We start from the raw sequence: 20963 nt of genomic DNA, 5'->3' as shown, positions 1-20963 counted from the left end.
CAGCGCAATCGCTCCTGCGAAGCGCTCCATGCTCGTGACTTGCGTCGGGCCGTGCCTTAGTTTTGCCCTATGCCGAATCTGCGCATCGACACCGCCCGCGGCATCAATCTCGCCGCGACGATGCACCTGCCCGACGGCGCCGCCCCCTTCGACCCCGATGCCTTCGACGAAGAAGCCATCAATTCCGGACGTCCCGTTCCGCCGCGCGAAGAAGGCGTCGTAATCCTCGCCCACGACTTCCTCACCGACCGCCACGGCCTGGACCATCGGCTGGACGCACTTGCCGAGCAGTACCGGCGCGCCGGCCTAGCCACGCTCCAGTTCGACTTCTCCGGCCTGGGTGAGTCCGACGACGACGTGATCACCCTGGCCGGCGAGATCGAGGACCTGCAGGCCGTGTCCGCCTGGCTCGCCAACCGCGGCTACGTCCGCCAGGCCATCCACGCCAACGGCTTCGGCGCCACGGCCGCCCTGTTGGCCCGTCCCGCGCAGGTGCGCACCGCCGTCGTCGCCGGGGCCGTCGTCGGCCCGCAGTCCATCCTGTGGGAGAACGTCTTCTCCCCCGAACAGCTCGACGAACTCGACCGGCACGGCCTGACCCGCCTGCCCGACGACAACCCCAACTCGCGCGAGTGGGACGTGCTGAGCAAGGAGACGCTCGCCGACGTCTCCCTGCAGACGCCGGAGAAGACCATGGCGGATCTGCCCTGGCCCATCCTCATGCTGCACGGCGCGCTGACCGAGGAGTTCCCGGACACGGCGGAGGCAGCCACCGAGGCCTTCCCGCTCCTGCCGGAGGGCAGCCGCCTGTACCAGGTACAGGCCGACGGCGAGGACGCCGCTCGTGAGGTCGCCCGGCTGAGCACCGAGTGGGTCATCCGCCGTTTGAGCTGAATTCCGCACTCACGGCCCCGCGCTGACCCTCCCCCTACCTTCGCCGAGGTCGGCAGGGGTTACCTGCCCGGGTCGGTCGGATCCACGAGGCGCACCCACCAGGCACGTCGCCCCGCCCACTTTTTCCGCCAAGGCACCCACAGGCGGAAAAACTTCTGTTGGCCAGCTCACGCCGCCGGCTCCGATACTCATGCGCACGGAGGACCAAACGCATGAGCACAGCACTGACCGACCTGATCACCGATGATCACGTGATCATCCATAAGCACGTGGCGACCTGGCAACAGGCGATTGCCGCCGCCGCCCAGCCGCTTCTCGCGGACGGTGCAATCACCGCCGCGTACATCGACTCAATGATCGACGCAGTTGACCGGTTCGGCCCGTACATCGTGCTCTCGCCACACCTGGTTCTCGCCCACGCCCGGCCCGAGGCGGGAGTGGTGCGCCAGGCCATGAGCGTCATGACCTTGGCGGACCCCGTCAACTTCAATCACCCGGAGAACGACCCCGTCGACATCGTCTTCTGCCTGGCGGCCGTCGACGACGACTCCCACCTCAAAGCGCTCCGAGAATTCGTCGCTATCGCCGGCGACCGCCCGAAGCAGGAGCGGCTCATCGCGGCGAAAACCGTCGATGAATTTCAGCGAATCCTCCGGCAGGAGGACTGACCCGAGCTGGGGCACCCACCCCATTTCAAACGGCAAGGTCACGACACGAAGGAGTATCCCATGACCAGACCACTCGATATCTACTTCATCTGCGGCGCCGGACTCGGCAGCAGCCTGGCCTGCCAGATGGAAGCGGAAGAGGTACTAGCCGACGCAGGCATTCGCGCCAACCTCGGACACGAGGCCATTTCCGGAATCCCGGGCGTGCGCGCGGACATCATCGTCTCCGCGGAGAACTTCAAGCCCACGATCGAGAAGTACGAGCTCGACCCCGCTATCTCATTCGTATTCCTCAAGAACATCGTTGACAAGACCGAGATCGCGGAGAAGCTACTCCCGGTCGTGCAGGAGAAGGAGGCCCGAGCATGACCGTAATCAACTGGATCATCAACAACGTCCTCACCCAGGCCGGGATCATCATCGGCTTGATCGCCATGCTCGGCCTCATCCTGCAGAAAAAGGGTGTCGGCGCCGTCATCATGGGTACGTTCAAGACCATTCTCGGTTTCTACGTGCTCTCGGCGGGATCGGCCGTACTGGTGACCACACTGACGTACTTCGGCGTGATGTTCCAGGCGGCATTCCACACCACCGGAATCGTGCCGAGCATTGAGGCCGTCAACGGCTACGCCACCAACAACATGGGCCTGGGAGGGCAGATCGCGCTGGCGTTCCTGGGCATCTTCGTCGTCAACATCCTGCTGGCGCGATTCACACCGTGGAAGTACATCTTCCTCACCGGTCAGGCCCTGCTGTGGATGTCCACGATGACCGTCATCTTCGGCTACGCGGCCGGACTGCGCGGTGCCGGGCTCATCCTCGCCGCCAGCGTGGTGGGCGGCTTCTTCTGCGTCGCCATGCCCGCCCTAGCCCAGCCCATCGTCCGCCGCATCACCGGTAACGACGCGATCGCGCTGGGACACTTCTGCACCATCGGTTACCTTGTTGAGGCGGGGGTCGCCTGGCTGGTGCGCAAGCGCAACGTCGAGAAGCAGCCCTCCACGGAGGACATCAAGCTCCCCCGCTCCCTGGAGTTCCTGCAGGACACCTACATGTCCCTCGCCGTGGTCATGATCCCGCTGTTCCTCATCGTCGCGGCGGTCGCCGGACCCGAGCCGGTGGCCGAGCAGGTCGGAACCATGAACTACATGATGTACGCCTTCCTGCAGTCCATCCAGTTCGTCGTCGGCGTCTACGTGCTGATGACCGGTGTGCGGCTGCTGCTGGGTGAGATCGTCCCCGCCTTCCGCGGTATCTCCATGAAGCTGGTGCCCGACTCCAAGCCCGCGCTGGACTGCCCGGTGCTGTTCCCCTACGCCCCCAATGCGGTGGTCATCGGCTTCATCACCACCACGATCGGCACCCTGATCGCCATGGTGGCTCTTCCGGCCGTCGGTTTCGCGGTGATCGTGCCCGGCATGCTGACGAACTTCTTCGCGGGCGGCACCGCCGGCATCTTCGGCAACACCGTGGGCGGGCGCCGCGGCGCCATCATCGGCGGCGTGGTGCACGGCCTGTTCATCACGCTGCTGCCGGCACTGCTGGTGACCACCTTCATGAACCTGGGCTTCCCCAACCTGTCCGCGACCGACGTCGATACCATCACCGCCGGCCTGCTGTTCGCCTACATCGTCCGCCCCATCATGAACGCATTCTGAGGGCGGCGAGATGAGACTATTCCGCAGAAACCGGAAGCAGGCCGAGCACCGGTCGACGGCGTCCGCCGACGCCGTCGAGACGGGCGAGGCGGTTGAGACACCAGCGGCGCAAACCGCTTCCGACCAAAAGGCCCTGCGCGAACGCGCCGCCGCGCTAACCGTACAGCTGGAAGAACAGGCCGATCCCGAGGCGCGGATCAAGCTCCTCAACGAGCTCGGCGGCCTCCAGCAGGAATTGGGCGACGCCACCGCCGCGATCGACAGCTACGAGGCGTCCATGGCGATTCGCGAGCAGTTCGGTCCGGCCTACAACGGCCTGCTCACGCTTTACAACGACCAGTTGAGGCAGGCCGCCAGGGCCCGCGACGACGCCGCCATCCAGCAGTGGACCGTGAAGCTCGACGAGCTGACCGCCCTGTCCAAGCGCGTCATGCGCTCGCAGTTCTAGACGAGCGCCCCCTGCCGGGCGCACTGCCCGCAGCAATCGTTCACCCATTCAATCCCAAAAGGAAACGCCCAAATGTATATCCCCATCACCCCGATGCTCGCCGAGGCCCGGCGCCTCGGTTACACCGTCGGCGCCTTCAATGCCCACAACCTGGAGATGGTCCCCGCGATGATCCGCGCCGCCCGGGATCTGGGCTCCCCGATCATCATCCAGACCTCTCCCGGCACCGCCCGCTACGTGGGCATGAAGAACCTGGTGGCGGTGTGCCGAGCCATGGCGGAGGACGAGATCGTCGACGTCGCCCTGCACCTGGACCACGCCACCGATCTGACCGATATCCGCGACGCCATCGCCGCCGGATACTCCTCGGTCATGTTCGACGGCTCCCAGCTGCCCTTCACCGAGAACGTCGCCAAGTCGCGCCGCGTGGTCGCCTTCGCCCATGAGCACGGCGTCTCCGTAGAGGCGGAGATCGGCACGATCGGAGGCACCGAGGAGGGCATCCGCAACCGGGAGGGCAAGTACACCCAGCCGGAGGAGGCCCAGCAATTCCTTGCCGAGGTCGACTGCGACGCGCTCGCCGTCAGCATCGGCACCAACCACGGCCAGTTCAAGTCGAAGACCAAGATCGACCTGGACCTGCTCGGCCGCATCAACGACGCCGTCGACGTGCCCCTGGTGGTGCACGGCGGCACCGGCGTGGACGAGGCGGACTACCCCGAACTGACCGCCAAGGGCATCCGCAAGTTCAACGTCGGCACCGAGCTGCTGGTCGGCTGGACCCGCAAGGCGCAGGAGACCTTCGGGGCCACCAAGGTCAACAGCTCGCTGCGCAACAACATCGTGCCCTGCAACGACGTCGTCGGTGAGATCGTCGCCCACAAGATCGCGTTGTTCATGGGGCGTCGGCCCGAATGACCCCGGCGAGCTGCGAGGCGACGGTGAGTGGAGCAATCCTCGTCCTGGTCGCGGGCCTGCCCGGCACCGGTAAGAGCTACTTGTGCACGCGCATAAGGGAACGCTTCCCCGGCTGCACGCAGGTATCCATCGACGACATCAAGGAGAAGCTGTGGGAGGAGCACGGGTTCGACAACGCCGAGCAGAAGCAGGCCCTGGACCGCAGGGCATTGGAGATCTTCTTCGGTGAGATTGAAGCCGCGTTGAGCCGTGACGCTCACAGTGGCGACACAAGTGACGACTCCGAACGTCCGCTGGTGCTGTCCGACTACCCGTTCAGCATTAAGCAGCTGCCGACGCTGCGGGCACTGTGCGAGCGCTACGGCGCCACCGCGTTGACAATCCGCCTGACCGCCGACCTGGAGGTGCTGTTTGAACGGCAGCAGCGGCGGGACCTGGATCCCTCACGGCATCTGGGCCACATCGTCGACCGGTACCACCGCGGCGACTCGCTCCCGGATCGCAGCAAGGCCGCCGGCCTGCTGAGCCGTGAGGAGTTCTACCGGCGCTGCACCACTCGCGGGTATGACACCTTCCGGCTCGGCGAGCTGTTGGAGGTGGATGCCACGGATCTGGACACCGTTGATCACGAGGCGATCCTCGACTGGATCGCCGCGCGGAGCTGAGCCGTCATGACGAGTTTCGAGGATCTGCTGCAGATCCTCTCCGAGGAGCCACGGCCGTTCTCCTCCGGCGAGCTGGCGGCGCGGCTGGCGGTATCCACGCGCACGATCCGCAACTACGTGACTGCCGCCAATGAGCGCTACGGGCGGGTCATCACCGCATCGCACTCCGGTTACCGCCTGGATGCATGCGCTTTGGAACGGGCACGGATGCGGCCGGCGCCGGCCGGGTCTCGGGATGATGGTCCCGAGGCCCGGCTGGCACATATCCTGCGCGTATTGGTCGCCGCCCAGGGGCCGGTGAGCGTATTCGAGTTGGCGGAGCAGCTGCACGTCTCCGACTCCACAATCGAGGCCGACCTGGGCAAGGCCAGGCCGCTGGTGGCCCAGTTCGGTCTGCGCCTGGCACGCGACCACGAGCGACTGTCGCTTCAGGGGGAAGAGGCGGCGCAGCGCCGTCTCATGCGGCGCATCCTCACCGGGGCCGCCGTGCGTCGACGCCAGTTCATCGACGTCGCAGAAGTCGCCCACCGGCTTCGGGAGCCAGAACTGCTGGGCTTCAAGAAGCAGCTGCGCGAAGTGCTGGATGGCTTTCAGTTGTCCATCAACGAGTGGACCGCCGACGAGCTAGTCGCCCACATCGCCATCATGGTCGACCGGGTGCGGCACGGGCGCTCCGTTCACGATTCGCAGCTGCCCCCGGACGACGCGCTCGCCCCGGTGTCTCGCGCGGTGAGCGAGCTGGTGGCGAAAGTATTCGGGGTGCAGGTGCCGGAGCGGGAGGTCTCCTACCTGGCGCTCCTGCTGCTGACCAAGGCCGCCCCCGCCTATCCGGAGGAGACTTCCAACCCGGAGGTCAGGGCCTTCCTCGACGAGCACTATCTGGCCATGGTCACCCGGATCGTCGCGAAGCTCAACGCGAACTACCTGGTGGACCTCGCGGACGACAGGTTCATCGCCTTCCTCGCCATGCATGTGCGGAGCCTGGTGCAGCGGGCAGCGCACCATGACTCCGCCCGCATCCCGGTGGGGCAGTCCGTGAAGAACACCCACCCGCTGGTGCACGAATTGGCGGTGTTCATCGCCCGGCAGATTCAAGTGGAGACCGGCATCCAAGTCAGTGAGGACGAGATCGGCTTCATCGCCTTCCACGTGGGCGGCCGCCTGCTCTCCATGCACGCGCAGGACGACGAGGTCGCCGTAGCCGTCGTCGTTCCCCGCTACTACGACGTCCACGTCTCCCTAATGCACGCCGTGGAGATCGCGGTGGCTGGAACCGGGCGAGTGGACCGGGTGATCACGGACGTCGACGACGTCGGGCCCGACCTGGCCGCCGACCTGATTGTGAGCACAGTGCCGTTGCCGAACGCGCCCGATGTGCCGGTGATCCGCACGGGGCTGCTGCTGACGGACGCAGATCTGGAACGAATTCGAGAGATGACGGCGGATATCGCGGCCGGCCACAAGCGGTTCAAGGCCGCCGCCTGGCTGACTACGGTGATGGAGCCGGAGTTGTTCACCCGGATCCCGGACGGACAGGACCGCGATACCGCACTGGAAAGTGCGGCGAGTCTGCTCGCCCGTGCCGGCGCCGTCGGCCCGGAGTTCCTGGATCAGGTCAAGGAGCGGGAGCGGTTGTCCACCACGGCCTTCACCTCCGGTGCCGCGATTCCGCACACGATTGAGATGACTGCGGCGCGCACTGCGATTGCCGTGTGCCTGGCCGATCGGCCCGTCGACTGGGACGGCACGCCGGTCAAACTCATCGCCATGCTGTGCCTGTCCGCGGACAGCCGCGACGCCTTCGGAGATGTGTTCGACGCGGTGATCAAGGCGCTGGTGGATCCCGCCAAGGTCGCCCGCCTGGCCGCAGCCGACTCCTACGACGCCTTCGTCGCAACCATGCTGGACGTGCTGTAACCCTGCCCACGCCACGCGCGCGTGCGGGGCATGGCGATTATCGCCCAGCTGTCACAGATTGCAGCACTTTACTTGCCCGGACGCGAGTCACCTAACGCAAATCCGTGAAATCACGCGCTTCTCTCGACCGAGTTTCCGGCCTGTCCCAGTAAAACTGCTGCAATCTGTGACAGCTGCGAGCACCATCGGACGTTTCCGGCTCTTCGTGTTTGTGGGTGTGGTGGGTGGGGTGTCTGGATGGTGGTTTGTGTGTGTGCTCCGGCGGGTGCGATGAGCGGGGATGGGATAGTTCACCGCGAATCTCGGTGAATCTCGGTGGATCACGGCGGACAGCGGTGGATCACGGCGGACAGCGGCGGATCGTGCGTGAGGGTTCGTGCCTTCGCCTGACGGTTCGTACGTTCTGGTCGACGGTTCGTGCCTTCGCCTGACGGTTCGTACGCTCGGGTCGACGGTTCGGCACATCCGGCGACGGTTCGTACGTTCTGGTCGACGGTTCGGCACATCCGGCGACGGTTCGTGGGGTAGGGGTACGAACCGTCGTGGTTCATGCCGAATCGTTGGTACTACCTGACGAACCGTCACCGGAACACACGAACCGTCCACCCCATGACGCCACCATCATGACGCCACCCCCTGACGCCGACCAATGATGGCCCGCGCGTAAGAGCCCTCCGAAGTACCCTCCGCCGCTGCACTCGGCAGTCCGCCTGGCCCGCGCCCGGCGGTGCGGGTCAGCGCCCGGCTGAGTGGCTCGTCGGCGTGGGCCTGGGCTTCAGGGACGGGGACCCGCCCCCGTGGCCCGGGGTTGGTGGGGCCCGTGTTCCCCGGCCGGCTGTGCTCCCGTGAGACGACCGCCATGTCGATTTACGACCTTGGGGTGCGAATCACGACCACCCCGGAGTCGTAAACCACACCCCAAGGTCAGAAACCAGCACTGACCAGCGCTTCGCACTCGAGGGTGCGACCGCACGGAACCACCACGCGGCAGGCCCCCCTCGGACGCGGCAGGTCGCCTCCGGGAGCCGCAGGCCGTCCACGGGCAGGCCGCCCTCGGGCACGGGAGATGGCCTTCGGGCACGTGAGGCTGCGCGCGGGCGCGGGAGAGGTCGTCCTCGGCAGAACTCGTTCTCAGGCCAACCAGAACACACCACCAGCCACACCCCCAAACACGAAACGCCGGTAAACCCATCGGAAGGCTCGGCCTCCGACGCAGCAGTCTCCTACACAAGGGGCTGATCTATGCTCCGGACTACGGCGTCGCATTTACTGTCCCAGGGATGTCCGGCTTCATCAGCCGCCAATCTGAGTAACAGCCGCAAAGCGTTGGACGCCCCCTCTAGGACATGCGCCTGTTTTGGCCGACCTCGGCACGTAACTTCCACCGACCTCGGCGAGGGGCGCGGCCGCGGCAGCTTCGGCCGGAGGCGGGGATGGGGGACAATAGGCGGCCTGATGAGTGACAACGAGCGACCAACCCGGCGCGCGGACCGCCCTGAAGTCGGCAGCAACAACGGCGGTGGCAGGCGTGGGCGGCGTTCCCAGGGGCATCGTCCCCGACGCGGCCGGCACCACCAGTGGCGGGGCTTCACCCCCGAGCAGATTGAGTCCCGCCGCGCCGCCGTACCCATGATCGCCTACCCCGAGGAGCTGCCCGTCAGCGCCCGCCGCGAGGAGATCGCCGCCGCCATCCGCGAGAACCAGGTGGTGATCGTGGCCGGGGAGACCGGCTCCGGCAAGACCACCCAGCTCCCCAAGATCTGCCTGGAGCTGGGCCGCGGCATCACCGGCATGATCGGCCACACCCAGCCACGCCGTATCGCCGCACGCTCGGTGGCCGAGCGCATCGCCTACGAGCTGTCAACCCCCATCGGACCCGACGGCGTGGTCGGCTACCAGGTGCGTTTCACCGAGGAGACCGGCCCCAACACGCTGGTCAAGCTCATGACCGACGGCATCCTGCTGGCGGAGATCCAGTCAGACCCGCTGCTGCGCCGCTACGACACGATCATCGTGGACGAGGCGCACGAGCGCAGCCTGAACATCGACTTCATCCTCGGCTATCTGGCCCGACTCCTCCCCCAGCGCCCGGACCTGAAGGTCATCATCACCTCCGCCACCATCGACTCCGAGCGTTTCGCCGCCCACTTCGGCCATGACGCCCCACTCGCCGGAGGCGGCCATGACGCCCTCGCCGAACATGGCGACACCGCCACACAGTCCCGCCCCACACGGGTGCCCGCACCGGTGATCGAGGTGTCCGGGCGCACCTACCCGGTGGAGATCCGCTACCGGCCGCTGGTTCTCGACCCCACGGACCCCGACGACCCCGACGCCGACGCCTCCGGCGTCCAGGACTCCTCCCCCGCCGCCCGGGGACGGCAGGGCACCGGGGCGGCGCAACCCGCGCCGGAGACCGACCGCGACCAGGTCACCGGCATCCTCGACGCCGTCGACGAGCTCATGGCCGCCGGCAGCGGCGACATCCTGGTCTTTCTGGCCGGAGAGCGGGACATTCGCGATACCGAATCCGCCCTCATCGACCACCTGGGTCCGCGCTACACCCCGCACGGGCGCACCTCCACCCCCGGCGCCGTCGAGGTGGTGCCGCTGTTCTCGCGCCTGTCCGCCGCCGAGCAGCACCGCGTGTTCGAGGCGCACACGTGCAGGCGCATCGTGCTGGCCACCAACGTGGCCGAGACCTCCCTGACCGTGCCCGGCATCCGCTACGTCGTCGACCCGGGCCTGGCGCGCATCTCCCGCTACTCCAACCGCACCAAGGTGCAGCGCCTGCCGATCGAGCCGATCAGCCGCGCCAGCGCCAACCAGCGCTCCGGACGGTGCGGGCGCGTCGCCGACGGTATCGCCATCCGCCTGTACTCCCGGTCCGACTTCGAGTCGCGCCCGGAGTACACCGAGCCGGAGATCCTGCGCACCTCGCTGGCCTCGGTGATTCTGCAGATGGCGGCGCTCGGCCTGGGCGATGTGCAGGACTTCCCCTTCCTGGACGCCCCCGACGCCCGCGCCGTGCGCGACGGCATCCAGCTGCTGGGCGAGATCGGCGCCATCGAGACCTCCGGCCGCGAGGGCTCGGGGCGACGGCGGGGAGGCCGGGGCGACGGCGTCCGTGGGCCGCGGCTGACCGAGGTGGGTCGACGCCTGGCCCGGCTGCCCATCGACCCGCGACTGGGGCGCATGCTGCTGGAGGCCGGTGAACGCGGCTGCGTCAGCGAGGTCATGGTGATCGTGGCAGCGCTGTCCATGCAGGACGTGCGCGAGCGCCCCGCCGACCATCAGGAGGCCGCCGACGCCCTGCACCGGCGCTTCGCCGAGCCGACCAGCGACTTCCTGACCTACCTGAACCTGTGGCGCTACCTGCGCACCCAGCAGCGCGACCTGTCCGGCTCCGCCTTTCGGCGCATGTGCCGCTCCGAGTTCCTCCACTACCTGCGAGTGCGCGAGTGGCAGGACGTGTACAACCAGCTGCGGCAACTCGCCCGCCCGCTGGGACTCGCCGCCGCCCCCGTCGACCTGCCCACCGCGAGCGCCGTGCGCGCGGCGGCCGCCGGCCTGGAGCCGGGCACGCAGGCGGCCACCATCGCTCACGGGGATGTGGCGGCAGCCGTCGTCGCCCTGGGGCGCAGTGCGGACACGCCCAGCGCGGACGCCATTCACCGTTCGCTGCTGGTGGGGTTGCTGTCCAATGTGGGTACCTGGGACGAGCGTCGTCGCGAGTATGCGGGCACCCGCGGCAGCCACTTCGTGATCTGGCCGGGCTCGGGTCTGCGCCGCAAGACCTACGACTGGGTGATGACCGCGGAGCTGGTGGAGACTTCCCGCCTGTTCGCGCGGACAGTCGCCAAGGTGGATGCCCGCTGGATCGAGGAGGCGGCAGGGGCGGCCGGGCTGCTGCACCGGGTGTATGGGGAGCCGTACTGGTCCACGCGCCGCGGTGCCGCCATGGTGCACGAGAAGCTGCTGCTGTACGGGATGACCCTGGTGGCCGACCGCCCGGCCACGCTCGCCTCGGTCGGCACCGCCGATGCGCGCGAGTTGGCGCGGGAGATGTTTATTCGCTCCGGGCTGGTGGAGGGCGGCTGGCATGCCCGCCACGGCTTCGTGGAGCGCAACCGGGCGCTACTGGAGGAGCTGGCCGACGTCGAGCAGCGGCGCCGCGAGCACGGGCTGCTGGCCGGCGACGAGGCCCTGTTCGACTTCTACGACGACCGCCTGCCCGACGACGTCTACGGCGCGAACGACTTCGACGCCTGGTGGAAGCGCGAGCGCCGCAACCATCCGGACCTGTTCGACTTCACCCGTGAGCTGCTGCTGCCCGGCGGGGACGACACCGCCGGTTACCCCGACACCTGGGTGCAGGGCGATCTCACGCTCGGCCTGGAGTACGTCTTCGAGCCGGGGACGCCCAACGACGGTGTGAGCGTGCTGGTTCCGGTGGAGGTGCTGGGCCGTCTGGAGCCGACGGGCTTCGACTGGCTGGTGCCGGGTCTGCGCCCCGAGCTCGTGGTGGCAACCATCCGCGCCCTGCCCAAGCGGGTACGTCGGGCACTGGTGCCGGCGCCCGACGTCGGGGCGCAGATGTGGGAGGAGATCCGCCGGGACGTCCCCGGTGCGGCCGGAGGCGCGGGGGCGCCGTCGGCGCCGGGGGTTCCCTTCCGGGAGGCCTTCACGGATGCGGTGGGGCGCCTGCGGCAGGTGGAGATCACCGAGGCCGACTGGGAGGAGGCCGCCGCGCGGCTGCCCGACCACCTGCGCATCGCCTTCGTGGCCGTGGATGGGGCCGGCCGGGAACTCGACCGGGATAAGGACCTGGTGGTGTTGCAGCGCCGCCAGGCCGGACGCACCGAGGCGGCCGTGCGCGACGCCGTGCATGGCGCCATCGCCCAGGCCATGGCCGACGCGCAGCGTTCCCAGGGGCGGCGTCGCGGCGGACGCGGCAGGCGGCGCGGCCAGGGCGGCGGCCCGGACGCGGGCGCGTTTGCCTCCCGAAATGCCGGGGGCAATACCGCACCCGCGGCGAATGACAAGGGGACCCGCGCCGTCGGGCCGGGACTGGCCGAGCGTGCGGGACTGACGGACTGGCCAAAGGACGTCACCGGCCTGGAGGGTCCGGAGCGCTCCACGATTCCGGCCACGATCGAAACCCCGGGCACGGCCGGCCTGGTGGTGCGCGGCTACCCGGCGCTGGTGGCCGTGGGGGCGCGAGGCGCGGATCTGCGGATCCTGCCCGACGCCGTCGCCCAGGAACGCGCGCACGGCGCCGGGGTGACGGCGCTGGCGCTGGCGCGTACCGCCCTGCCCGCGGCCCGCATCACCTCCCGGTGGAACCCCACCGAGACGCTGACGTTGGCGGCCAGCCCCTATCGGAGCACCGAGGCACTGGTGGAGGACATGCAGCTGACGGCCGCGCGGAGCATCGCCGACCGCTGGGCCGCGGCGCGGCGCACGCCCCTGGCCGGCGTGCGGGAGCAGACCATGTTCGAGCAGCTGGTGGCCACCATGCGTCAGGAGCTGGAGGACGAGGTCTACCGCGTGGCGCAGGTGTCCGCCAAGACGCTCGCCGCTCAGCGGGAGGTCGAGCGGGAGGTGTCGACCCACACCTCATTGGCGCTGCTGAATACGCTGCAGCAGGTGCGGGAGCATGCGGCGGCATTGGTGTACGACGGTTTCATCGCCGACACCCCGCCGGAGCAGCTGCGGCACCTGCCCCGCTATTTGCAGGCGCTGGCAATGCGCGTGGGTAAGGCGGAGTCCTCCCCCAGCCAGGATGCGGCGCTGGCCTACCAGGTGGAGCAGGCCGAGCGGCTGTTGGCCGATGCCCGGGCCCGGGCTGCGGCGCTACCGACGGATCCCGAGCGGGAGGCCGTGCTGGTTGAGGCGCGCTGGCTGATCGAAGAGCTGCGCGTGAGCCTGTTCGCCCAGACGCTCGGCACCGCCCGCAAGGTCAGCGTGCAGCGCATCAGCAAGCTGCTGGCCAAGGTCTGAGCGGAGCCGTCATCGCTAGGCCCCGGGAGGGGCCCCGCACGGCGGTCTCCGCTATCTCCTCTGTGCGTAGCTCGCGTGTTCAGTCAGTGCCGATCGTGTCTATGACGGCCTTGGCGGTCTTGAGGTCGGCGCCGGGCAGCTTCGGGCTGTGCTCACCGCCGGAATCGCACGCCGTCGACGACCAGACCCGTAATTTCGTATACAAAAAAGCCGTGGATAAGCACCTGTTACATGGCGACTCCGTCAGTGATGACCAGATCCAGGCCTGGGCCGATGAGGCCGAGGCCGGCTATGACCTATCCAAGCTTCCAGCTCCACGACGTGGGCGTCCGCCACTGGGCAACGGCCCCACTTCGGTTCTGACTGTGCGCCTGGACGCCGAAACGATCGCTGCCCCGACCGCACGCGCCGAGGCCGATGGGATCACCACGCGCTCGGAGGCTATCCGTACCGCCGTGCGCGAGTGGGCACACGTTGCCTGACATCCACCGCTCCGCACGCAAGCACTACCAACGAGGCCACCTCAACGATGATGACATCCACTACGCAGCGGAACATGTCCTCTACTCCCGGACGAGCGCCTGGGATGTCAGAATCGATGACAAACGAGGCAGGCGGGTGTCGACGTCCGCAAACAAAACCTTGGAATCATGCGGGCTCCAGATCAGGCCCGGCGGGCGTGGGCGGTGTTTGTCATCGATTGTGACAACTACATGAGCATCACCGCACCCCCGGCGGGGCTCCTAGCCCGCACGCCGCCCATCGGGGCCCATCCGAACCACCGTGCGGCCTTCACCCGGCAACCGCCACCCCGCCAAACCCTCAAGCTGAGAACTATCGAAATACCCGTCGGCGTTTTCCGATCAAGGTCACGTCCGGGGCAGCCATCACTCCCGCGCCCGCAGAACCTCGCCGACGCTCCGCCGCCGTCCCGCCCGCGCCGAGGCCACGACGGCCAGGCAGGTCGTGGCCAGTGCCAGCCCGCCCACCACGCCGAGTTCTCCCCACGGACCGCGGACGATCGTGGCCAGCACGCCCGCCCCGGACGCGGCCGCCATGAAGGCGCTGGTCGCCACCGACACAAGCAGTCCGAGAATCACGGCTGCGCCGGCATGCAGCGCCCCCTCCAACACCTGCGCCGCGAGCACCGTGCGCTCCCGGGCACCGGCCGCCTCCAGCAGCGCCGCGTCGCGTCGCCTGCCGCTCGCGCTCATGGCGATCACCGCGACACCACCACTCCAGGCGGTCACCAGCGCCAGGCTGAACATCGCCAGGAAACCAGACAGGCGCATGTTGCCGAAACCGGCGTGCGTGGCACCGAACATGACCGCAACCAGTCCGATCGCCACCAGGAACGGCAGCACCGTGGCGGCCGAGCGGCGCGACTGCAGGGAGGCCGTCCTGGTGGCCACCAGCCAGGCCGGGCCGCGAGCCGGCAGCAGCCCGAGCAGCCGCTCAAGGAGGGGAACCAGCCCGGGCGTCAGCACGCACACCAGCCCCAAAGCGCTGAAAGAGCCCAAAATCACGGCATCAATGGCTTCGTCGGTCATGGCCCCGGCGCTGCGAGCCGTCACCGCCGCGGCGACCACTCCGGTCGCGAACCCGCCGACCAGAGCGATTCGGGTCAGTACTCCGAGCAGGCGCCGCAGACTCCATGCGTTCCCGGCACCGCCTCGGCCGGCGATCAATTCCATCTCCGTGGCCCGGGCGGCCCGCCGTGCGGGCCCCCAGCCGCCGATCATCTCGGCCCCGGCGACCACCACCGCGGTCCAGATCAGATCACCCGTCTCCCACTGCGGCGTCGTCCCGGGCAGTGCCACCTCCTGGTCGATGAGCAGCGGCACCATTGCGCGAGCGACCGGCCACCCGAGTGCCCCGCCGCCGAGGGAGCCGACGGCGCCAACGACGGCCAGCTGCCCGAGCAGAATTGCGCGCAGTGTTCCCGGGCGCATCCCCAACGCCCGCCACAGGCCATGGTCCCGCTGGTGCTCAGCGATCACGAGTGCGGCCGTCGAAGTGAGCACCGCCGCCGTCGCCAGCACCACGGAGGCGATGATGAACGCACTTACCGTGTGGGCGGCGTCGGTCATGTCGGCGCGAATGGAAATGCCCCACTGGTTGACGCCGGTGGCTGCCGACGCCGTACGCAGCGAGCCGTGCATGACCATGAACTGGCCGGATACACATGCCCCGGCCACAACCGCGACCACGCAGGCCCAGGTCCAGGAGGAGGCGTGCCGCCGCAGGTCGGCGAACAGTAGGTGCATCATCGCGCCTCACCCGCCCCACGGGTGAGCAGGACGGCCCGGGCGACGGCGTCGGCGTCACCGCCCGGCATCTCGGACATGAGGCGGCCCGCTCCCATCACCAGGACTTCGTCGGCGCGTGCCGCGGCCGAGGCGTCGTGCGTGACCATGAGCACCGTCGTGCCCATGGCGCTCAACTCAACCAACCAGTCCAACACCTCCGCACCGGCGGCGACGTCGAGTGCCGCGGTGGGCTCGTCGGCGAACACGAGCGCCGGCCGGGAGGCCAGGACCCGGGCGATGGCTACCCGCTGCCGTTCGCCGCCGCTGAGTTCGTGGGGCAGGTGGCGGGCCTGACCGGTCAGCCCCAGTCGTTCCAACGCCGCATCGACGGCGGTGCGTGGCAGTGGGCGCCGCCGCAGCCGCCCGGGCAGGGCGACGTTGTCCCTGGCGGACAGGGCCGAGACGAGGTTGTCGTCCTGGAAGATGAAGCCGACATGGTCGGCTCGGAAGCGGGCGGCGTCGCGGGGGCGCAGGGCGGTAGTGTGGGTGCCGAGGAGCCGCACCGTCCCGGAGGTGGGCCGGTCCAGTCCCGCGATGCACTGCAGCAGCGTCGACTTCCCGCAGCCAGAGGCCCCGACCAGGGCGGTGAAACTCCCCGCCTGCAGGTGTAGGGCGACGTCGTCGACGGCGGTGACGGCCGCACGACGCCGTCCGGGCAGCGTGAATACGCGCCGGAGTGCGGCCACGTCGATTGCCGGCGCCTCGTGCCGGATTGTCGGTCCACCGGGCGGGCCAGTGAGCGGGGCGGCTGCGGGGCCGCGCGCCGCTGTCTGCGCCGCCGGTGCGAGTTGCGTCGGTTCCGGGTCGGTTCGGGATGCTGAGGCTGCCATGGCAGTCAGGAAACCCGAGTTGCCCGGGTCCGGTCACTGGTGCCGACGCCCGTCCCGCCGGCAGCCCGGTGGTGCCAGGTCCACTCCGGGCGGGTGCTGGCACCCGTGTAAGGCGCGGTCGGCCGCCATAGGGTCTACACATGGCCATCGCAGCCGTCCCCGCCGACATCGCACCCCACAGCGAAACTCCCCACCGCTGGGGGCGCCGCGGCATGCTGGTGCTCATCGAGCTCCTTCACGCCGTGGCATTCCTGCCCCTAGTGGTCGCCGCGATACCCCTACTGCTGGCCTTTCATCTGACGCTGCCGCTGTTGGCCGAGGCCGACCGTGCCCTGGCGCGCCTTGCCGGCGCTAACGCCCCGCGCGCCCTACCACCCGGGAAACTGTGGGCGTGGCTGCGGGGACGCGTGGTCCAGGCCGCCTTCTGGAAGCAGGACGTCCCGCTGGTTCTGGGCGGCACGCTGCTCAGCGCCGTAGGCTTCTTCGTCGCCGGTATAGGCGGGATACTGGTTGGCGTCCTGGCCGTCGGCCCCTTCATCGCCTCGCCCGAGCAGCCGCTGGAAGTCAGCCTGCGCGACCTCGTCGGCTGGTCGTACTCGGCCACCTCCTTCGGTCAGGTCTGGTGGCTGGAGCCGATCGCGCTGGTATGTCTCATCATCCTGCTGGGACTGCTGTTGGTCATAGGTAATCTGCGTTGCCGCATGACCGCGGCCCTGTCCCGCCCCGATGAGGAGGCCCGTCTGGATGCCCTGGCCGCGGAGGTCGGCCACTTGACCAGCGGCCGAGCCACGCTCGTGGACGCCTTCGACGCCGAACGCGCCCGCATTGAACGCGAACTGCACGACGGCGCACAGCAGCGGCTGGTGGCGGCGGCCATGCACCTGGGCGCGGCCGAGCTGCACGCCGGTCGGCTGGCGGGAATCGGCTCACCCGCCGGTCGCGCGGCGGGCCCCGCCGTCGCCCCCGCTGGCGTCATCCCCTCCGACAGCTCAGGCAACCCCGCCTCCACGGGCCGCCAGGCCGAGGCGCTTGCGGCGCTGCGGGCGGACGTGCGTTCCGCGCAGGAGGAGGTCGAGGCCTCCCTGCGCAGCCTGCGGGAGACCGTGCACGGCATTCGGCCGGCAATCCTGACCGAACGCGGCCTGGCACCGGCGCTGCGCGACCTCGCCGGACGGGCGCCTCTGCCCACATCCGTGACAGTAGTCGGCGGGGACGACGATCTGGCCGCCATCACCTCGCCGGTGGCGACCACCGTCTACTTCGCGGTCGCCGAAGCGCTGACCAACGCCGCCAAGTACGCCGGTCCGGCGGCACAGGCGCGGGTCGAGATGGTCGTGACCGCAGACGGACTGACCGTGACCGTCGGCGACGACGGGGCGGGCGGCGCCGATCCGCTCTTCCCCGGTTCGACCGGCCTGGCGGGCATGACGCAGCGCGTGGAATCCGTCGGCGGACGCCTGCTGATCGACTCGCCTCCGGGAGGCGGCACCAGGTTGACGTTGACCGCGCCGCTGATCCCGCCATGGGCCCGGGGCTGAACCCATCCGGGCGCGCTCCGGGCACAGTCCGACTGCGGTCCGCTCCCGGCGCCGCGGTCGTCGTTCCGACCGGGGCCACCGCCTACGGCAGGATGGGCCCATGAGGATCGTGCTCGCCGACGACGCCGCCCTCCTGCGCGAGGGCCTGGCCGGGTTGCTCACCGCGGCCGGGCATGAGGTAGTGGCGCAGGTTGCGGACGCCGATGCACTGCGCACGGAGGTCGAACAGCTGGCCACGGCGGGGGCACTGCCCGACGTCGTCGTAACCGATGTGCGCATGCCTCCGACCGGCACCGACGACGGTCTTCGCGCCGCCATCGCCCTGCGTGCCGCTTATCCGGGACTGCCCGTCGTCGTCCTTTCCGCCTACGTGGCCGGACCCTACTTACGTGAGCTGCTGGATGGACCCGATGCCGGTGCGGGCGGGGTCGGCTACCTGCTCAAAGAGCGCGTCGGCCGGGTCAGCGACTTCATGCGGAGCCTGGACGTGGTGGCGGCAGGCGGGGTGGTGGTCGACCCGGAAGTGCTGTCCCGGCTCATGCGTGCGGGCTCGTCCCTGGAGCTCACCCGGCGTGGTGGCCTCGAGGCCGCGCAGGGGGACGCGCACGCCGCCGATGGACGGCGCGCGGAGGCTGCGTACGGCCGCGGCCGAGCTGCGGAGGGCACGGCGCTGGCGCGCCTGACCCCGCGCGAGCAGGAGGTGCTCGCCCTTATGGCCGAGGGACTGTCCAACTCGCAGGTGGCCGAGCGCCTGGTGGTGTCCGACGGCGCCGTGGCCAAGCACGTCGCAAACATCTTCGCCAAGCTGGACCTGCCGCCCGAGGAGGGCAACCGCCGCGTGCGCGCCGTGCTGACCTGGCTGCGCGCCCACGCCTGAGCCGACCGGGCAGCATCCCTCGCCGAGACCACCAACGAGGCAATAGGCGGTGAGTGGTCTCAGGCTTCAGCAAGCACGGTGGCGCCACCGGCGCCTGGTCGTCAGGACAGCCCCGATGAGGACCAGGCCGGCAGCGGCAGCGAGTTCGGGCAGCACGGACGTGCCCGTACGGGCAAGATCCTGAGGGCGAGAGACCGGCGTCCCGACCGAGACGACGGATGTAGCCTCGTTGGGGGACGCGTTGTCGGTGGGCGCACTCGGATCCGTCACCGCCACCGATGTGGCCGCCGATGAAGAAGCGCTGGGCGGGATCGTTGTGCTCACCCGTACGAGCCACAGTTGTCCATTACTGAAGATCATCTTGAATGATCCGTCAACGCCCTCAACAGTTATCGAGTCGAAGGCGCCGGATACGGAGCCCGTCACAGTCGCGAGGAGTAGCGAGCCTCCTTCGGCCAGAACCGTCGTGTCACCGGAGACTACCAGTGCCCCATCGATGGCCATGTCTCCCGTGACAGTGAGGCTCGGGGACTGGGCAGACGTGGTGGCAGTACTCGCAGGCGAGCCTGGCGTCGCGCTCCCTGCGACTACCGACAAATTGAGCTCCGCAGCGTCGGAGAGTGCAACCGTGCCCGTCACCTCGACCGGTTCGTCGACGGTCTCCGAGAGCACGCCGTCATCGACAGTGATGTCTCCGCTACCGACGGCGGTCATCGAGTCGGCAACGAGGGTGCCGCCGTTCACGGTCACGCCGCCGCTGAACGTGTTGTCACCTGAGAGCGTGAGTCGGCCTGTGCCGTCGAGCTCGAGCGACCCGGTGCCATGGATGTCGTTGCGCCATGTGTCCGCCGCCTCATAGCCGGGGGCCGAGGCATCAAGGCTCACGACGGTCGCACCGTCGAGTGACCCGTAGCCGCCGGAGGCTGCGAGGAGGTTGAGCCGTCCCCATCCCTCGGAGTCGTCGAGCAGGACATGCCCGGATTCGATGGCGGTGGTCCGCAGAACCTCGCGCCGCTGGTCCCGACTTAGGTAGGGGAATCTGGTCTCAAGGAGGACCTCGGCCCCCATCGGCACTACCGCCGGCTCATCGGTCGAGTCGGTGAGGGGCAGCCCGTACGTCATTCGCTCCGTGTAGACGGCCAGGAGAGACTCGTACTCGTCCTGGGTCATCGTGTCGGTAGCATCGAGAGCGGTCGCGGCATCGGCGACGGCCTGCTCCTTGACGCCCGCGTTCTCCTCGTTCGAGAGCGTCGCCGCGGCCAGTGCCGTCCCGAGGGTGCGCCCACCGATCACGTCGCCGGCGGAATGCATGCCGGAGATAATGCGGTAGTCGCCAATCGTGGAGGCGTTGGCGACCAGCTCGGCGTAGTGCTCGGGCACGGCGTAAGCCAGAGCGAGAGAGGCCATGTAGCCGGCACTCGTGTGGCCGGAGGGGAATCCGCCGTCCGTAAGTGAATCTGACGCCAACTCAACGCCCCCGAGGACGTCCGCGACTCTGACATCCGTGCTCCAGCGGAACGGACGCGGATACCGGAACGCCAGCTTCGCCGGATTCGAGCTGGTGTTAGCCCCGCGCACGGCGTTTACCAGTGCGACGACGGCGCCCAGGTCCGAGTCCGTGTCCGCCCACGCTCCGTTGGAATTCCCTGTGTCCGAGTACTTGACGGTCGTGGAGTCTGCGGGGATGTCCTCCGTTATGGAGGTGCCGGCGTTAGCGAGTTGTCGGAACAGCGGTGCGTCCACGCCGAGACCGTCAATCGCACTGTAAGACTGGTTGCGACGATCTGTAAGGTAGGCCTGCACCGCTTGCTCCTCGGTCCGCTCGGAGGTGGCGTTCTCCGAGTAGGCAATATTGGCCTGTTGAAAGGACTCGTTGAGGATGGTGCCGTCGGCGGGGGTCTCACCGGGCTCCCACACCTCATAGAACTCCGCGAGCAGGCTCACCGCGGCATTGGTGTCCGCCGCGAGATTGGCGGTCGTATTCGTCGAATAGGACTCAACGAAATACGATCCGTTAGCAGCAGGCACGGGATCAAGCGGATCAGTCGCCGCGGTCTGTGCGACGGCAGTGGGGATCAGGAACATGGCCAGCACGAGCACCGTCGTGAGCGCGATACCGCCGCATTGATAGTCGTGACGGTCATGCCGGAAGGAAGACATCATTGGCTCCTTGGGGATTTACGTATGGCATTGGGATCAAGTGGTCTCAGCCCGTACGCCAGTCGACGCGAGTCCGGG

General features: G+C 68.7%; 15 protein-coding genes. 12 read left to right on the top strand and 3 right to left on the bottom strand.

Translation table 11 applies throughout. The annotated features are described in order from the left end of the window. The first annotated feature begins 69 nt into the window (after window positions 1–69). The 10 genes from ACGLYG10_RS06375 (at window position 70) to ACGLYG10_RS06330 (ending at window position 13653) form a co-directional block, all read left to right on the top strand. Entirely contained in the window at window positions 70–894 is an 825-nt protein-coding gene (locus ACGLYG10_RS06375; RefSeq protein ID WP_073329149.1) for an alpha/beta hydrolase family protein, read from the top strand. Window positions 895–1106: 212 nt separating this feature from the next. Then, window positions 1107–1562 carry a PTS sugar transporter subunit IIA gene (locus ACGLYG10_RS06370; protein ID WP_073329147.1) on the top strand — a complete coding sequence of 152 codons (456 nt, stop codon included), beginning with the start codon at window positions 1107–1109 and terminating at the stop codon, window positions 1560–1562. Window positions 1563–1622: 60 nt separating this feature from the next. Beyond that, window positions 1623–1931 (top strand): PTS sugar transporter subunit IIB, encoded by a 309-nt coding sequence (locus ACGLYG10_RS06365; RefSeq protein ID WP_073329144.1) that lies wholly within the window; start codon window positions 1623–1625, stop codon window positions 1929–1931. Further along, entirely contained in the window at window positions 1928–3220 is a 1293-nt protein-coding gene (locus tag ACGLYG10_RS06360; RefSeq protein ID WP_073329142.1) for a PTS sugar transporter subunit IIC, read from the top strand. The genes ACGLYG10_RS06365 and ACGLYG10_RS06360 overlap by 4 nt, the downstream gene beginning before the upstream one ends. A 10-nt stretch (window positions 3221–3230) precedes the next feature. Further along, window positions 3231–3668, top strand: coding sequence for a hypothetical protein (locus tag ACGLYG10_RS06355; protein WP_073329139.1), 438 nt, complete (start codon window positions 3231–3233; stop codon window positions 3666–3668). A 72-nt stretch (window positions 3669–3740) separates the two neighbouring features. Further along, window positions 3741–4586, top strand: coding sequence for a class II fructose-bisphosphate aldolase (locus ACGLYG10_RS06350; protein ID WP_073329136.1), 846 nt, complete (start codon window positions 3741–3743; stop codon window positions 4584–4586). A 23-nt stretch (window positions 4587–4609) separates the two neighbouring features. Further along, entirely contained in the window at window positions 4610–5251 is a 642-nt protein-coding gene (locus tag ACGLYG10_RS06345; RefSeq protein WP_211482989.1) for a P-loop nucleotide/nucleoside kinase family protein, read from the top strand. A 6-nt stretch (window positions 5252–5257) separates the two neighbouring features. Beyond that, a complete protein-coding gene (locus tag ACGLYG10_RS06340) occupies window positions 5258–7168 on the top strand; it encodes a BglG family transcription antiterminator (protein ID WP_073329131.1) in 1911 nt (636 codons plus the stop codon). Between the two features lie 1455 nt (window positions 7169–8623). Then, window positions 8624–13171 (top strand): ATP-dependent RNA helicase HrpA, encoded by a 4548-nt coding sequence (gene hrpA / locus ACGLYG10_RS06335; RefSeq protein ID WP_139240872.1) that lies wholly within the window; start codon window positions 8624–8626, stop codon window positions 13169–13171. Window positions 13172–13383: 212 nt separating this feature from the next. Continuing rightward, window positions 13384–13653 (top strand): ribbon-helix-helix domain-containing protein, encoded by a 270-nt coding sequence (locus tag ACGLYG10_RS06330; protein WP_073329368.1) that lies wholly within the window; start codon window positions 13384–13386, stop codon window positions 13651–13653. Between the two features lie 405 nt (window positions 13654–14058). Here the strand turns inward: ACGLYG10_RS06330 and ACGLYG10_RS06325 are convergent, their stop codons facing one another. Continuing rightward, window positions 14059–15441, bottom strand: coding sequence for an ABC transporter permease (locus ACGLYG10_RS06325; RefSeq protein WP_073329128.1), 1383 nt, complete (start codon window positions 15439–15441; stop codon window positions 14059–14061). Continuing rightward, window positions 15438–16310: an ABC transporter ATP-binding protein gene (locus ACGLYG10_RS06320; RefSeq protein ID WP_170866468.1), complete on the bottom strand. Its 873-nt coding sequence runs from the start codon at window positions 16308–16310 to the stop codon at window positions 15438–15440. The genes ACGLYG10_RS06325 and ACGLYG10_RS06320 overlap by 4 nt, the downstream gene beginning before the upstream one ends. 140 nt (window positions 16311–16450) lie before the next feature. Here ACGLYG10_RS06320 and ACGLYG10_RS06315 point away from each other — a divergent pair, with 140 nt between their 5' ends. Both ACGLYG10_RS06315 and ACGLYG10_RS06310 read left to right on the top strand, forming a co-directional pair. Then, window positions 16451–17848 (top strand): sensor histidine kinase, encoded by a 1398-nt coding sequence (locus ACGLYG10_RS06315; RefSeq protein WP_170866467.1) that lies wholly within the window; start codon window positions 16451–16453, stop codon window positions 17846–17848. 100 nt (window positions 17849–17948) lie between these two features. Further along, window positions 17949–18725, top strand: a complete 777-nt coding sequence (locus ACGLYG10_RS06310; RefSeq protein WP_073329127.1) for a LuxR C-terminal-related transcriptional regulator — start codon at window positions 17949–17951, stop codon at window positions 18723–18725. A 66-nt stretch (window positions 18726–18791) separates the two neighbouring features. Here the strand turns inward: ACGLYG10_RS06310 and ACGLYG10_RS06305 are convergent, their stop codons facing one another. Continuing rightward, window positions 18792–20888, bottom strand: a complete 2097-nt coding sequence (locus ACGLYG10_RS06305; RefSeq protein WP_073329124.1) for a phosphatase PAP2 family protein — start codon at window positions 20886–20888, stop codon at window positions 18792–18794. Window positions 20889–20963 lie beyond the last annotated feature (75 nt).

This window comes from Actinomyces glycerinitolerans, from assembly GCF_900098745.1.
Classification (GTDB): domain Bacteria; phylum Actinomycetota; class Actinomycetes; order Actinomycetales; family Actinomycetaceae; genus Actinomyces; species Actinomyces glycerinitolerans.
This window is presented reverse-complemented; position numbering and strand designations above follow the sequence as displayed.